We start from the raw sequence: 14,169 nt of genomic DNA, 5'->3' as shown, positions 1-14,169 counted from the left end.
CGTCCAGGTCGTACATCCGGATAGGACCTGCCCGAATCCCGGGGAGCCGCGTGAACCTCGCACCGAAGTGATACGTCTTGTGCTATACGGGGTCACGACCTCCCTGGAGCGGGACGTCACATGACGGGCGGAGCGGCGGCCACGGTCCATGCCTCCCATGACCGGCGGCCACCGGAAACCGGACAGCACCGGGTGGCGCCTGCCTTCGTCCCGGTGAGCAACCCGTCCCCGTTAACCCATCCCACCCCGGACATACCATGAAGGTAAGCCTAAGTAGCATCACGATCCTGGGTGCCTCCCCCAGGACGGGTGCTGCGCGTCGAGGAGGTCTTCCTCTGTGACCAAACAGGTCCAGCAGCTCGACCGCGTCATCATCCGATTCGCCGGGGACTCCGGCGACGGCATGCAGCTGACCGGCGACCGCTTCACCCAGGAGACGGCGGCGTTCGGCAACGACTTGTCGACGTTGCCGAACTTCCCGGCCGAGATCCGCGCCCCCGCCGGGACCCTTCCCGGCGTGTCCAGTTTCCAGTTGCACTTCGCCGACCACGACATCCTGACCCCGGGCGACGCGCCCAACGTCCTGGTCGCGATGAATCCCGCCGCCCTCAAGGCCAACCTCGGGGACCTCCCCCGCGGGGCGGATCTGATCGTCAACACCGACGAGTTCACCAAGCGCAACCTGGCCAAGGTCGGCTACGCGGCGAACCCCGTCGAGGACGACTCGCTCGCCGAGTACCGGGTGCACGCGCTGCAGCTCACCTCGATGACGGTGACGGCGCTCGCCGACTTCGACATCACGAAGAAGGACGCCGAACGCGCGAAGAACATGTTCGCGCTGGGGCTGCTGTCCTGGCTGTATCACCGTCCCACCGAGGGGACGATCGCCTTCCTGGAGCGGAAGTTCGCCAAGAAGCCCGAGATCATGAAGGCCAACATCGCGGCCTTCCAGGCGGGCTGGAGCTACGGCGAGACGACCGAGGCGTTCTCGACGCAGTACGAGATCAAGCCGGCCGAGCACGAGCCGGGCCTCTACCGCAACATCACCGGGAACATGGCGCTGGCCTACGGGCTGGTCGCGGCGGGCGTGCAGAGCGGGCTGCCGATCTTCCTCGGCTCCTACCCGATCACGCCGGCGTCCGACATCCTGCACGAGATCTCCAAGCACAAGAAGTTCGGCGTGCGCACGTTCCAGGCCGAGGACGAGATCGCCGCGGTCGGCGCGGCGCTCGGCGCCTCGTTCGGCGGGTCCCTCGGCGTCACCACGACGTCCGGGCCGGGCATCGCGCTGAAGAGCGAGACGATCGGCCTCGGCGTCGCGACCGAGCTTCCGCTGCTGGTCATCGACGTGCAGCGGGCCGGGCCGTCCACCGGGCTGCCGACCAAGACCGAGCAGGCCGACCTGATGCAGGCCATGTACGGCCGCAACGGCGAGGCGCCCGTCCCGGTGATCGCGCCGCAGTCCCCGTCGGACTGCTTCGACGCGGCGCTGGAGGCGGCCCGGATCGCGGTGAAGTACCGCACCCCGGTGATCCTGCTGTCGGACGGCTACCTCGCCAACGGCTCCGAGCCGTGGCGGCTGCCGGACGTCGCGGCGCTGCCGAAGATCGAGCCCGACTTCGCGGCGCCCTCACAGGAGGACTTCCAGCCGTTCGCGCGCGACCCCGAGACCCTCGCCCGCCCGTGGGCGATCCCGGGCACGGCGGGGCTGGAGCACCGGATCGGCGGCCTGGAGAAGGCCGACGGGTCCGGCAACATCTCCTACGACCCGGCCAACCACGACAAGATGACCCGGCTCCGCCAGGCCAAGGTCGACGGGATCGCGAACGACATCGAGCCGCTCGCCGTGGACGACCCGTCCGGCAGCGCGCGGGTGCTCGTGCTCGGCTGGGGCGGGACGTTCGGCGCGATCTCCGCCGCCGTCCGGCTGGTCCGCAAGGAGGGGCGGAGCGTGGCGCAGGCGCACCTGCGGCACCTCAACCCGTTCCCGGCGAACCTGCCGGAGGTCCTGCGCTCCTACGACAAGGTCATCGTCCCGGAGATCAACCTCGGCCAGCTCGGGATGCTGCTGCGCGGCCGGTACCTCGTCGACGTGATCGGCTACAACCAGGTCCGCGGCCTGCCCTTCAAGGCCGAGGAGCTCCAGGGCGTCATCCAGGATGTGATCGAGAGTGAGTGACAACGGAGCGAACGGCAACGGCTCCGCGAACGGCAACGGCAACGGGGCCACCGCCGCGGACGGCCGGTCGCTGCTGTCCCTCGTCCCGAAGGCGGACGAGAAGCAGACGATGAAGGACTTCAAGACCGACCAGGAGGTGCGCTGGTGCCCCGGGTGCGGTGACTACGCGATCCTCGCGGCGGTCCAGTCCTTCCTGCCCGAGCTGGGGCTGCGCCGGGAGAACATCACGTTCGTCTCCGGCATCGGCTGCTCGTCGCGGTTCCCGTACTACATGAACACCTACGGGTTCCACTCGATCCACGGCCGCGCGCCGGCGATCGCGACGGGCCTCGCCACGTCCCGGCCGGACCTGTCGGTGTGGGTGGTGACCGGGGACGGCGACGCGCTGTCCATCGGCGGCAACCACCTCATCCACGCGCTGCGCCGCAACGTCAACCTGAAGATCCTGCTGTTCAACAACCGGATCTACGGGCTGACCAAGGGGCAGTACTCGCCGACGTCCGAGCTCGGCAAGATCACCAAGTCGACGCCGATGGGCTCGCTGGACGCGCCGTTCAACCCGCTGTCGCTGGCGATCGGCGCGGAGGGCACGTTCGTCGCGCGGACGATCGACTCCGACCGCAAGCACCTGCAGTCGGTGCTGCGGGCGGCGGCGCAGCACCGCGGCACCGCGCTCGTGGAGATCTACCAGAACTGCAACATCTTCAACGACAACGCGTTCGAGCCGCTGAAGGACGCGGCCGTCCGCGACGACGTCACCGTGCGGCTGGAGCACGGCGAGCCGATCGTGTTCGGCGCGGACCGCTCCAAGGCGCTGCGCCGCAACGCGGCCGGGTCGTTCGAGGTCGTGCGGGTCGCGGACGTCGACCCGTCCGAGATCGCCGTGCACGACGCGCACAACCCGGACCCGTCGCAGGCGTTCGCGCTGTCGCGGCTGGACCAGCCGGCGTTCGAGCACACCCCGATCGGCATCTTCCGCGACGTGGACCGCCCGTCGTACGACGAGCTGATGCGGGCCCAGCTCGACGACGCCGTCCAGTCCGAGGGAGAGGGCGACCTGGCGGCGCTGCTCGGCAGCGGCGACACCTGGCGCATCGACTGACCGCATCGACTGAGCACGGCGGCCGGTCCCCGGCCGCGCACGGCCCGAAGGCCCGGTCCCGGTTTCCCCCGGGGCCGGGCCTTCGGCATTGAAACCCGGCGGACGGGGCACGGTTGTCACATGGTGAGCAACCGGGGTGATCCCGTGGCCGCATTCGGCCGGGAGACGGTGCGGGACCGCGGCTCCGGCTGAAAGACTGCTGAGCGGATCATGAAGCCGGGGAGGTGACGATGCGGGTCATTCCGCGCCGCAGCAGGAATCGTCGGCAGGACGAGGAGCCCGCGCGCGACCCGTCGTCCGAGAAGCCGGCCGAAGGGGCGCCCGAAGGCTCGCCTGAGGACGAGACCACAGACGAGGCCAAGGACGCGCCCGAGAAGCCGTCCGGGAAGCCGTCCGAGGAGCCGGCCGGAGAGCGGCCCGGCGCCTCCGGGGCCGGGGAGTCACCGGCCGTCCCGGACCCCGCTCCCCAGTGGCCGCCCGCCCCGGCGGAAAGCGCGGAGACCCAGCCGATCGACACGGCCCGTGCGGAGGCCGGCGAACCCGCGAGCGGCGGGGAGAAGACGACGGCCGTCCTGCCCGCCGTCCCGGAAGCCGATGCCCCTGACGCGGCCACCGACACCGCGGCGGCGCGGCGGCGGGCGCGGGCGGCCGAGCGGCAGCGCGTGGCGGCGGAGGTCAAGCGGAGCCGGGCGGCGCGGCGGGGCCGGCCGCAGCGGGAGCTCCCGTCCGCGGCCAGGGCCGCCGACCAGCACCGTTCGGCGATGCTCGTCATGGTCCTCACGCTGGGGCTGCTGATCGCCGCGGTCGCGGTGACCGGCGCGCTGATCGCGTCGTCCATGCGGACGCAGCCGGTCACGCTGGCCGCGCCGCTGCACATCTACCCCGTCACGCAGACGACCCCCGGGCAGTGCCCGGCCGGGACGCAGGGGATCACGGGCCAGTCCGGGACCGGCCCGACCTGCTACGGGCTCGCCCAGGGCATCGCGATCCACAAGGTCGCCGACCTGCGCGTCCAGAAGTCGCGCGTGCAGCCGGGCGGCCACGACGTGGCGGTCACGCTGCGGCCCGCCGACCGGAAGGCGTTCGCCGACCTGACCCGGGCGACGGTCGGGCGGGACCTCGCGTTCGTCGTGCGGAACCGCATCGTCACGCTGCCCCGGGTCGACATGGCGATCCTGGACGGGAAGGTCGTCGTGACCGGCCCGCCGGACCGCGCCTCGGCGAACAGGCTGGTCCGCGAGCTGAAGGGCCGCTGACCCTCCCTGCCGACCCTCCCTGCGGCCGGGCCGCTCACAGGTGGCGGGCGGTGATGTCCTCGACCGGGGGCGCGGCGGCGGGGCCCTTGCCGCGGCTCGCGGACCCGCGGAGCGGCAGCTCCTTCATCGCCAGCACGGCGACGAACCCGAGGACCGCCACCGGGATCCCGACGAGGAAGACGGTCTCCAGCGCGCTGCTGAAGGCGTCCCGCACGATGTCCTTCACCGGCTGGGGCAGCCGCGCGATCTCGTCCGGCGCCCCGAGCTCGGTCCCGCCGGGCGCGGCCCGGACGCCCGCGGCGCGCAGCCCGGAGGCGATCTCGGCCGCGACCCGGTTGGTGAGTATCGCGCCGAACGCGGCCACGCCGACCGCGCCGCCCAGGTTGCGGAAGAACGAGACCCCGGACGTCGTCGAGGCCATGTCGCCGGGCGCGGCGGCGTTCTGCGAGGCGAGGATCAGGATCTGCAGCGTCAGGCCCATCCCGATGCCGAGGACGGCGAGGTCCGCGCCGATCAGCACGGACGAGGAGCCGGTGTGCAGCCGCGACAGCAGGAACATCCCGATGACGACGCAGCCGAGACCGAGCACCGGGAAGATCTTGTAGCGGCCCGTGCTGGTCACGATGTGGCCGGATCCGGTGGAGGTGACGAGCATGCCGAGCACGAGCGGCAGCGTCATCAGGCCGGACGCCGTCGGGCTCATCCCCTTGACGATCTGCAGGTACTGCGGCATGTAGATCATCACGCCGAACATCGCCATCCCGACGCAGATCGAGACGAACGACGTCAGCACGAACATCCGGTTGCGGAACAGCCGGGGCGGCAGGATCGGGTCGCGGGCCCGGCGCTCGGCGACGATCGCGAGCAGGAGCAGGACGGCGGTGACCCCGCCCAGCGCGTAGGTCCATGCCGAGTTCCACGGGAACTCCGTCCCGCCCATGGACAGCAGCAGCATCAGCATGGCGGCGCTGCCGGTGATGGTGATCGCGCCGAACGCGTCGACGCTGGTGTCGCGGCGCACCCTCGGCAGCCGCAGCACCCGCTGGATGACGAAGAACGACACCACGGCCATCGGGACGCACACGTAGAAGCACCAGCGCCAGCCGAGGACGTCGGCGTCCACGATGAAGCCGCCGAGCAGCGGGCCCGCGACGGTGGAGACCCCGAAGACGGCGCCCATGAAGCCGGCGTAGCGTCCGCGCTGCCGCGGCTCGACGACGTCCGCGAGGATCACCTGGGCCAGCGCGGCGAGCCCGCCCGCGCCGAGGCCCTGGCCCGCGCGGAACGCGATGAGCTGACCGATGTCCTGCGACATCCCCGCGCCGATCGACGCGACGACGAAGATGAGCAGGGCGGTCTGGAACATCAGCTTGCGGCCCGCGATGTCCGACAGCTTGCCCCAGAGCGGGGTCGAGGCCGTCATGGTGAGCAGCGCGGCGCTGGCGACCCAGGACAGCTTGTCCTGGCCGCCGAGGTCGCCGACGATCGTCGGCAGCGCCGTGGCGATGACCGACGTCGAGAGCATCGAGGTCAGCATCGCCATCATGAGCCCGGAGAGGATCTTCAGGATCTGGCGGTGCGTGTACTGCGGCCGGACCGGCCCCTGCCCGGGTTCGGGCCCTGTGGCCGGTCCGGACTCCGGTTCGGGTTCCGGTTCCGCCGCCGGACCGTGCGACGCCGCGTTCGCTTGAGCCACTCTGCCCCCATACCGGCCCGCGAACCGGCTGACTTGATTACCTGTGTTGTACATGTATCTTATGTAGACGCTTGTTTACTTGCAACCGGTAGATTGCTGCACCGGCAGGTCACCGAGAGCGGAACGGATGGGCTGGTACCGCAGATGCGGGTCGAGGAGGAGGCCGAGCGCGCGCCGGCGTCCGGCGCGAGTGCGGACGCGGGGACGCCGCGGCGGCCGAAGCGCGACCGGGAGGCGACCCGGCGCCGCATCCTGGACGCCGCCCGCGACCTGTTCGGCGAGCACGGCTACGACGGCGTCACCGTCCGCATGATCGCCGCGCGGGCCGAGGCGAACATGGCCCTGGTCAACCGGTACTTCGGCTCCAAGGCGGCGCTGTTCGGGGAGGTCCTCGCCGGCGAGTCGGTACTGCGCGGGGTGATCGCCGGCGACCCCGAGGGGCTGCCGCGGCGGCTGGCGGAGCACTTCGTCCGGCAGCTCGACCCCGACCGCGTCACCACGGTCTCGCGGATGCTGGACCGGTCGGCCGGGCAGCCCGAGGTGAAGCAGATCCTCCTCCACTACCTGGAGGACGTGATCGTCGCACCGATGACCGCGCAGCTGACCGGCCCGGACGCCCGCGCACGCGCCCTGCTCGCGTCCACGATCCTGATGGGCGGCGCGCCCGTCCGGCGCCTGCTCGGCGTGACCGACCTGCGCGCCGCCGACCCGGCCGAGCTCACCGACCGGCTGACCGCCATGTTCACCGCCGCCCTCGGCCCGCCGCCCGGCCGCTGACGGAACGGCGCTGACGGAACGGCCGGGGCGGGCCGCGCATAGGCTGGTCAACCATGAAGCCCGGGGGCGCGCTCAGGACACGGTGGAGCCGGACGGGGCGCGCCACGCGCTGGACCGCGGCCGCGGCGGCCGCCGCGCTCGCCGCCGGGTGCGCGGCGTGGGGCGCCGCGGCGGACGGCGAGCCGCACGTCCGGTCCGTCGACCAGCGCATCACCGTGGTCGACGGCCCCGGCGACGACCAGCGCGTCACGCTCGACACCACGTTCTACAAGCCCGCCGACGGTACCCCGGCACCGGCGGTCATGCTCGCGCACGGCTTCGGCGGCAGCAAGGCCGACGTGGCGGACGAGGCACGCGACCTCGCCCGCGCCGGATACGCGGTGCTGGCCTGGTCGGCGCGCGGGTTCGGCCTCTCCGGCGGGGAGATCGCGCTCAACTCGCCCGACTACGAGGTCAAGGACGTCCGGCAGCTCGTCGACTGGCTCGCACGGCGCCCGGAGGTCCGGCTCGACGGCCCCGGCGACCCGCGCGTCGGCATGGCGGGCCGGTCGTACGGCGGCGCGATCGCGCTGCTGACCGCCGCGCACGACCGGCGGGTCGACGCCATCGCCCCGATGATCACCTGGCACAGCCTCCCGGACGCGCTGTTCCCGGACGCGGCCGGGGGAGGACCCGCGGACGGGGTGTTCAAGAAGCTCTGGGCGGGCCTGTTCTTCACCGGCAGCGCCGGGCCGACGGCATGCGGCCGCTTCCTGCCGTCGCTGTGCGCGATGTACCAGGAGGTCGCGGAGACGGGCCGGCCCACCGAGTCGGCGATCGAGACGCTGCGGCGGTCGAGCCCGGCGTCGGTCGCCGACCGGATCAGGGTGCCCACGCTGCTCGTGCAGGGGCAGTCCGACTCGCTGTTCCCGCTGGAGCACGCCGACGCCAACGCCCGCGCGATCGCCGCGAACGGCGCACCGGTGTCGGTCGTCTGGTTCCAGGGCGGCCACGACGGCGGCGACCCCGAGGTTGAGCGGATCGGGGACATGGTCCTCGACTTCTTCGACACGCGGCTCAAGGGCGCTGCCCCACCGGCGCCGGACGGTTTCACGGTGACGCGGACGGGCGGGCTCGACTCGTCCGCCCGGGAGGTCGTCGTGACGGAGACGACCACCCGGACATATCCCGGCCTCTCCGGCGATCCGGTGGAGTTGCCGCTGGGCGGGGGCGAGCAGACGGTGCACCATCCCCCCGGCGGCTCCCCCGCGTCGATCTCCGCGCTGCCCGGACTCGGCTCGCTGGACTCACTCCCGGCCGGAGGCGGGCCTGGTGGTGGTGGGCCGGGCGGCGGGGGGCTGCCGACCGAGATGCCCGGGCAGGCCGCGGTCTTCGACACGGCGCCGCTGGAGCGGCCCGTCCAGCTGACGGGTGCCGCGAGCGTCCGGCTCAGGGTGGACGGCGACGGGCCGCTGTTCGCGAAGCTGTACGACGTCGCGCCCGGCGGGACGGCGACGCTCGCGCGGCGGCTGCCCGCGGCGTTCCGGGCGTCCGGGGACGTCACCGTGCGGCTCCCCGCGATGGACCACCGCTTCGACCGCGGCCACCAGATCCGCCTCGTCGTCGCGACCACCGACATGGGCTTCGCGACACCGGCCAAGCCCGCCTCGTACAAGGTGCGGGTGGTGTCGCCGCTGACCGTCCCGACCGTGCCTTCGCTGACAACGGCCTCCGCACCCGTCCCGCATTGGGTCTGGGCTCTCCCCTTGGCCGCCATCGTGGTCTCGCTCGTCATCGTCCTACCGGGGCGTCACCGCCGCAGAGACGAACAGGACAGCGAGACCCCGCTGGAGATAACGGGCCTGACGAAGAAGTACAAGAACGGCCACCTGGCCGTTGCCGACTTGTCCTTCCAGGTGGAGAAGGGACAGGTGCTAGGGCTGCTCGGCCCGAACGGTGCGGGGAAGACAACGACCCTGCGGATGCTGATGGGCCTTATCCATCCCGACTCCGGCGAGATCCGCATCTTCGGCCACCACGTCACTCCCGGTGCACCCGTCCTAGCCCGCCTTGGCTCCTTCGTTGAGGGACCTGGGTTCCTCCCCCACCTGTCCGGCCGCGACAACCTGGACCTCTACTGGCGCGCCACCGGCCGCCCCCAGGCCGAAGCCCGCATGAACGAGGTGCTGCAGATAGCGGACCTTGGCTCCGCCCTGGACCGCGCCGTCCGCACCTACTCCCACGGGATGCGGCAGCGTCTCGCCATAGCGCAGGCCATGCTCGGGCTCCCCGACCTGCTCGTCCTGGACGAACCCACCAACGGCCTAGACCCGCCGCAGATCCGCGAGATGCGGGAGGTGCTCGTCCGGTACGCCGCGGCCGGGCGGACGGTCATCGTCTCCAGCCACCTGCTCTCCGAGGTCGAGCAGACCTGCACCCACGCCGTCGTCATGGCGGGCGGCCGCCGCGTCGCCGCCGGCCCAGTCGCGGAGCTCGTCGGGGCGTCCGGCCGCCTGGAGGACGCGTTCCTGCAGCTCATCGGGGAGGGGCCATGACCGCCTACGACGTCCGGCGGACGCTCCCGCTGCGAGTGGAGGCCGTCCGGCAGCTCCGGCGGCGCCGCACCCTGGTCGCGTTCGGGATCCTGCTCGCCCTTCCGTGGGTGCTGGTGCTGGCCTTCAAGATCGGCGGTGAACCGTCCCCGGACGGCGTCCCCAGCCTGGTCGACGTCGCCACGGCCGGCGCCCTCAACTTCGCCCTGTTCGCCCTGTTCGTCGCCACGGGTTTCCTGCTGGTCGTCGCGGTCGCCCTGTTCTGCGGCGACACCGTCGCGAGCGAGGCGAACTGGGCGTCCCTCCGCTACCTGCTGGCCGCCCCGGTTCCCCGCGCCCGCCTCCTGCGCCACAAACTCGTCGTCGCCCTCGGCTACGCGGTGCTCGCCGTGCTCAGCCTCCCGCTGATGTCACTGGTCGCGGGCACCGTCGGCTTCGGCTGGAGCGACGTCGTACTCCCCACCGGCGGAACCGTCCCGGTCGGCACCGCGCTCGGCCGGATGGCGATCATCATCGGCTACTCCCTCGTCTCCCAGCTCGTCGTCGCCGCCCTGGCCTTCCTCCTGTCGGTCACCACCGACTCCCCGCTCGGCGCGGTCGGCGGCGCGGTCGGCCTCGTCATCCTCAGCAACATCATCGACGCGGTCACCGCCCTCGGCTCCTGGCGCGAGTTCCTCCCGACCCACTGGATGTACGCCTGGATGGACGCCCTCCAACCCGAGGTCCAGTGGACGGGCATGGCGAAGGGCGCGGCCCTCTCCATCGCCTACGCGGCCGTGCTTCTCGCGCTGTCGTTCCGCCTCTTCCGCTCCCGCGACATCGTCTCCTGAGCGACCGCCCGGCGACGGACGGCGACGAACATCCGCTGAAAATCGGTCGAACCGGCAGTGTCGGTCGCATAAGCTCGTCGAACCTCGCGTACCGCGGGCGCGTCCTAGGGGTTACGGATCGACATCGCGTCGATCACCGGGTTAAGCCCGCCCCGATGGGGGGAGATGATCACCATGGCACGGCAGCAGCTCATCAAGCGTCCCAAACCCCCACGTCAACCGAGCCCGCCCGACCTACGCACCCCGTCCGGCCGCCTCCTGCCGTACTAGCCCCGGTCCACGCGGGGTAGTCGCGCCAGGAACCTCTCCCGATCCACCACCACCCGCTCGACGCGGCCCTTCCCCACCACGACGTCCCGCTCGTCGGTGGCCTCGAACTCGAACACCAGCCGCGCGCCGTCGACTTCCGTGAGCACGGCCTCGACGGTCACGCGCATGCCGACCGGGCTGGCCGCGAGATGCTCCAGCTCGACCCGTGTCCCCACCGAGGTCCGCCCGTCCCCGAGCCCCGCGACCGCCTCGACCGTGGCCCCCTCCGCCAACGCAAGCAACCGCGGCGTCCCCAAAACCGGCACGTCCCCACTCCCGACCCGAACAGCCGTGTCGTCGTCCCCGACCACAGCCGACACCACGCCCCGCGACCCCAGCTCCATCCCCCCATCCTGCCGCCCTCCGGTCATCTGGGTGGCCGCACGGCCCGCCGTTCCACGGCCGCCGTTCCGCCGAGGTCGTCCAGGAGCCGGATCAGCAACTCTCGATGCTCCGCCAGGTTCCGCTCACCGAAGCGGTCGGCCAGCCGCCCTTCCAAATCAGCGCGTGCGCGCCGCGACGCAGCGACGGCGTCCCGCCCACGGCCGGTCAACCGCACCCGGCGCACACGAGCATCAGCGGCATCGGCCACACGCTCGCAGTAGCCGAGCCGTTCGAGCTCGGCCACGGCCTTGGAGGCCCCCTGCTGCGTCATGTCCAGCCGGACGGCCAGCTCACCGACCGTGGGCGAGTCGTCGATCAGATGCTGGAAGACGTACCCGTGCGAGAACCGCAGGTCGCCGAACCCCTGGCCACCCAGCTGCTCCTGCACGCGCGCCGCCGCCGCCTGCCCGACGAACAACGCGAGCGTCCCGGTGTCGAGCTGCCGAGGGTCGAGTGCCGTCATGCCACCATTGTCATATTGACAACCATGGTTGTACAACTAAGGTTGTCAATATGGCGCATCCCAACATCGACACCGCGCTCCGCTACCACGAGGCGGTCTCGGCCTTCGCCACCGGCCAAGACCTAGCCGCGTTCTTCGATCCGGAAGCCACCCACCACGAGCTGCCCAACGCGCTCTTCCCCAGCGGCAACGTCCGCAACCTGGCGGACCTCTGCGCCGCCGCCGAAGCAGGCCGCAAAGCCTTGAGCGCGCAGAACTTCATGGTCCTGAACGCCCTGGCCGCCGGCGACCAGGTAGCCCTGGAAGTCCTCTGGACGGGCACGACCGCGGTTCCGATGGGCGCCATCCCCGCAGGCGAAACCCTCCGGGCCCACATCGCGACCTTCCTGGAGTTCCGCGACGGAAAGATCCTCACCCAACGCAACTACGACTGCTACGACCGCCTCCCACCCACCTGACCCGAAACTGATCAGCAGTCCCCTCAGCCGTGTCCGGAGCGGACGTACTCGGCCAGCTTCACATCGAGGATCTGGGTGTCCGCAGGAGGAGGATTGGCGACATCCCACCAGCAAATGGCGCTGATCTCCTCATTCGGCGTGAACCCCGTGAAGCGCACAGAGACCCTGGCGCTGTACATAGCGGCGTACTCCTCCCGCGGCGGCCCGGTCAGCCGGAAACGCGCGTACCCAGCCAGGTCAAGGGTGGCCAGCCGCAAGCCGCTCTCTTCCCACAACTCCCGCATGGCTGCCTGCAGAGGCGTCTCACCAGGGTCGATCAACCCACCGGGAAGTTCCCATTTCCGACGAAAGCGGTTCAACACCAACAGCACATCCCGCCCGCACGAGACCACGACCAGAGCCGCAGGCATCGGCACGTCATCCGGCACACACGGAGTGCGCGCAGCCGCCAGAAACGCCGTCAAGGCATTCCCGCCCGCATCCACAGCTAAAACTCGATCCACACCCCCATGGTGAACGCCCCGCCCCCAACCCACCAGACAGCAACATCCGGAGAGGATCGAGAAGCCGGACAGTTCACCGGACTACTGCACCTGGCCTGGCGCTCAGCAGTCCGCCCTACGAACGAGATCCGCCGCCCTAATGTAGAGATCGACGTAGCGGTCAATTTCCTGGTCGTACTCATTCACGAGGATCCAGCCGTCACCACGCAAGCGCCCCAGCGTGAACCTTGGACCGCGAGAGGTGTATTCACTACCGGTGACCGGGGCGTAAACGGAATAGACACGTGCAGAATCAAGTACAGGCGCAGGTGGATCGGCCGTCCATCCCACCGGTGGAGAGGTGATGGGCACCTCAATCATCTTTCCTGGGAACTTAGCCGGCGCCTGAAGGCGGATGGTCACTTCCGGCGCGAGATCGTCGCTCGTGTAAAGGTAGATCGAATCCGGTGCCTTTCCAGGACACCAGGCCACTACCACGGCGGGACGCCCAGCCCTATCCAGCGTCATCCCGGCCACGCCGCCGGATTCCGGCGTGCAGGCGGTCACGGTTGGCCACACCACACCCATCAGCAGCACCACTGACAACAGGGGTCTCCACCCGATCCCGCTCATATCCCGAAGACGCAGCAGCCCGCGCACGCGATTACCTCACGTCCGCAGCCGGTCAGACCCTCGCCGCTCCACACGTATGGCCCCCACCTGTAGGTAGGTCGAGACACACCCGGCAATGTAGGCGTCGAGTGTCGCCACTGACTCTCCGCTCGGCGCATCCAGTCAGCGCAGATCCTCCGGGAACGTCAGCTCGGAGTGGCCCGCTCCGGCCGGTTGCGGGCGATCGTTGCTCTGCCCAGAGGATCGAAACCTCGTGCGCCGTAAAGGTCACTCGGCGGGGGCGACGCCGACCGGGCAGGACACGCCCGTGCCTCCGATGCCGCAGTAGCCGTTGGGGTTTTTGTGGAGGTATTGCTGGTGGTGGGGCTCGGCATAGTAGAAGTCGGTGGCCTTGGTTATCTGGGTGGTTATGGGGGCGTGGCCGGCGGCGGTGAGGACGTCCTGGTAGGCGTCTCGGGTGGCTTCGGCGGCCTTTTGTTCTAGGTCGGTCCTGTAGAAGACGGCTGAGCGGTACTGGGTGCCGACGTCGTTGCCCTGGCGCATGCCCTGGGTGGGGTCGTGTGCTTCCCAGAAGATGCGGAGCAGGTCTTCGTAGGAGACCTTGGTGGGGTCGTAGACGACGCGGACGGTTTCGGTGTGGCCCGTCTGGCCGCTGCAGACCTCTTCATAGGTGGGGTTCGGGGTGTAGCCGCCCTCGTAGCCGACGGCGGTGGAGATGACGCCGGGGGTCTGCCAGAACTTGCGTTCGGCGCCCCAGAAGCAGCCGAGGGCGAACTCGGCGATCTCGGCGCCGTCCGGGTAGGGGGGTGCGAGGGGGGCGTCGAGGACCTCGTGGCGCGGTGGCACCGGGATGGGCTCGTCCCTGCCGGGGAGTGCCTTCACCGGAGAGACCATCTTGGTCTTCGCAAAGCCGAACATGCCCTTCAGGTTAGCCGCTGACCGGTTGCTTCCCCGGGCGCAAGCACTTGCTTACCTGGGGGAGGTGTTTTGCTGTGTGGTGGATGTGGAAGGATTTCTGGGAGTTTGTAACGATCGTTACTTTTGTCCGACCAGCGTCCCGGGCGTCCGA

The 14,169-nt window shown here is 70.6% G+C and carries 13 protein-coding genes; 7 read left to right on the top strand and 6 right to left on the bottom strand.

Annotated features, from left to right (window positions below; translation table 11 throughout):
* Positions 1-337: 337 nt before the first annotated feature.
* The 3 genes from IEZ03_RS28640 (at position 338) to IEZ03_RS28630 (ending at position 4,537) form a co-directional block, all read left to right on the top strand.
* Positions 338-2,179 (top strand): 2-oxoacid:acceptor oxidoreductase subunit alpha, encoded by a 1,842-nt coding sequence (locus IEZ03_RS28640; protein ID WP_184889257.1) that lies wholly within the window; start codon positions 338-340, stop codon positions 2,177-2,179.
* A 70-nt stretch (positions 2,180-2,249) separates the two neighbouring features.
* Complete coding sequence (locus tag IEZ03_RS28635; protein WP_246488411.1) at positions 2,250-3,281, top strand: 2-oxoacid:ferredoxin oxidoreductase subunit beta; 1,032 nt, start codon at positions 2,250-2,252, stop codon at positions 3,279-3,281.
* Positions 3,282-3,511: 230 nt separating this feature from the next.
* Positions 3,512-4,537 (top strand): SecDF P1 head subdomain-containing protein, encoded by a 1,026-nt coding sequence (locus tag IEZ03_RS28630; RefSeq protein ID WP_221480910.1) that lies wholly within the window; start codon positions 3,512-3,514, stop codon positions 4,535-4,537.
* A 34-nt stretch (positions 4,538-4,571) separates the two neighbouring features.
* Here IEZ03_RS28630 and IEZ03_RS28625 read toward each other — a convergent pair whose 3' ends face one another.
* Entirely contained in the window at positions 4,572-6,233 is a 1,662-nt protein-coding gene (locus tag IEZ03_RS28625) for an MDR family MFS transporter (protein ID WP_268248568.1), read from the bottom strand.
* Between the two features lie 144 nt (positions 6,234-6,377).
* On the opposite strand from IEZ03_RS28625, the gene IEZ03_RS28620 reads away from it, so the two are divergent.
* From IEZ03_RS28620 to IEZ03_RS28610, 3 genes are read left to right on the top strand one after another with little or no spacing between them, the layout of a single operon-like run.
* Entirely contained in the window at positions 6,378-7,010 is a 633-nt protein-coding gene (locus tag IEZ03_RS28620; RefSeq protein ID WP_184889261.1) for a TetR/AcrR family transcriptional regulator, read from the top strand.
* Positions 7,011-7,063: 53 nt separating this feature from the next.
* Entirely contained in the window at positions 7,064-9,544 is a 2,481-nt protein-coding gene (locus tag IEZ03_RS28615; RefSeq protein WP_184889263.1) for an alpha/beta fold hydrolase, read from the top strand.
* Complete coding sequence (locus IEZ03_RS28610) at positions 9,541-10,371, top strand: ABC transporter permease (protein ID WP_184889266.1); 831 nt, start codon at positions 9,541-9,543, stop codon at positions 10,369-10,371. Before IEZ03_RS28615 ends, IEZ03_RS28610 begins: the two co-directional genes overlap by 4 nt.
* A gap of 266 nt (positions 10,372-10,637) precedes the next feature.
* Here IEZ03_RS28610 and IEZ03_RS28605 read toward each other — a convergent pair whose 3' ends face one another.
* Both IEZ03_RS28605 and IEZ03_RS28600 read right to left on the bottom strand, forming a co-directional pair.
* Positions 10,638-11,024 (bottom strand): thioesterase family protein, encoded by a 387-nt coding sequence (locus IEZ03_RS28605; protein ID WP_184889268.1) that lies wholly within the window; start codon positions 11,022-11,024, stop codon positions 10,638-10,640.
* A 23-nt stretch (positions 11,025-11,047) separates the two neighbouring features.
* A complete protein-coding gene (locus IEZ03_RS28600) occupies positions 11,048-11,527 on the bottom strand; it encodes a MarR family winged helix-turn-helix transcriptional regulator (RefSeq protein WP_184889270.1) in 480 nt (159 codons plus the stop codon).
* A gap of 50 nt (positions 11,528-11,577) precedes the next feature.
* Between IEZ03_RS28600 and IEZ03_RS28595 the strand changes: the two genes are divergently transcribed.
* Positions 11,578-11,985, top strand: coding sequence for a nuclear transport factor 2 family protein (locus IEZ03_RS28595; RefSeq protein WP_184889272.1), 408 nt, complete (start codon positions 11,578-11,580; stop codon positions 11,983-11,985).
* Positions 11,986-12,008: 23 nt separating this feature from the next.
* Here IEZ03_RS28595 and IEZ03_RS28590 read toward each other — a convergent pair whose 3' ends face one another.
* The 3 genes from IEZ03_RS28590 to msrA all read right to left on the bottom strand — a co-directional run bounded on the left by IEZ03_RS28590 (position 12,009) and on the right by msrA (position 14,018).
* Positions 12,009-12,413, bottom strand: coding sequence for an NUDIX hydrolase (locus IEZ03_RS28590; protein WP_221480911.1), 405 nt, complete (start codon positions 12,411-12,413; stop codon positions 12,009-12,011).
* Between the two features lie 177 nt (positions 12,414-12,590).
* Positions 12,591-13,073, bottom strand: a complete 483-nt coding sequence (locus IEZ03_RS28585; protein WP_184889274.1) for a hypothetical protein — start codon at positions 13,071-13,073, stop codon at positions 12,591-12,593.
* A 294-nt stretch (positions 13,074-13,367) separates the two neighbouring features.
* Complete coding sequence (msrA, locus tag IEZ03_RS28580; protein ID WP_184889275.1) at positions 13,368-14,018, bottom strand: peptide-methionine (S)-S-oxide reductase MsrA; 651 nt, start codon at positions 14,016-14,018, stop codon at positions 13,368-13,370.
* Positions 14,019-14,169 lie beyond the last annotated feature (151 nt).

Origin of the sequence: Actinomadura livida (assembly GCF_014648675.1) — a bacterium.
Taxonomy (GTDB): Bacteria; Actinomycetota; Actinomycetes; order Streptosporangiales; family Streptosporangiaceae; genus Spirillospora; species Spirillospora livida.
This window is presented reverse-complemented; position numbering and strand designations above follow the sequence as displayed.

Bases quoted from the DNA above. Each gene is read 5' to 3' on its own strand.
- IEZ03_RS28630 (WP_221480910.1), top strand. From the start codon at position 3,512: ATGCGGGTCATTCCGCGCCGCAGCAGGAATCGTCGGCAGGACGAGGAG.
- IEZ03_RS28620 (WP_184889261.1), top strand. From the start codon at position 6,378: ATGCGGGTCGAGGAGGAGGCCGAGCGCGCGCCGGCGTCCGGCGCGAGT.
- IEZ03_RS28615 (WP_184889263.1), top strand. From the start codon at position 7,064: ATGAAGCCCGGGGGCGCGCTCAGGACACGGTGGAGCCGGACGGGGCGC.
- IEZ03_RS28610 (WP_184889266.1), top strand. From the start codon at position 9,541: ATGACCGCCTACGACGTCCGGCGGACGCTCCCGCTGCGAGTGGAGGCC.
- IEZ03_RS28605 (WP_184889268.1), bottom strand. From the start codon at position 11,024: ATGGAGCTGGGGTCGCGGGGCGTGGTGTCGGCTGTGGTCGGGGACGAC.
- IEZ03_RS28600 (WP_184889270.1), bottom strand. From the start codon at position 11,527: ATGACGGCACTCGACCCTCGGCAGCTCGACACCGGGACGCTCGCGTTG.
- IEZ03_RS28595 (WP_184889272.1), top strand. From the start codon at position 11,578: ATGGCGCATCCCAACATCGACACCGCGCTCCGCTACCACGAGGCGGTC.
- msrA (WP_184889275.1), bottom strand. From the start codon at position 14,018: ATGTTCGGCTTTGCGAAGACCAAGATGGTCTCTCCGGTGAAGGCACTC.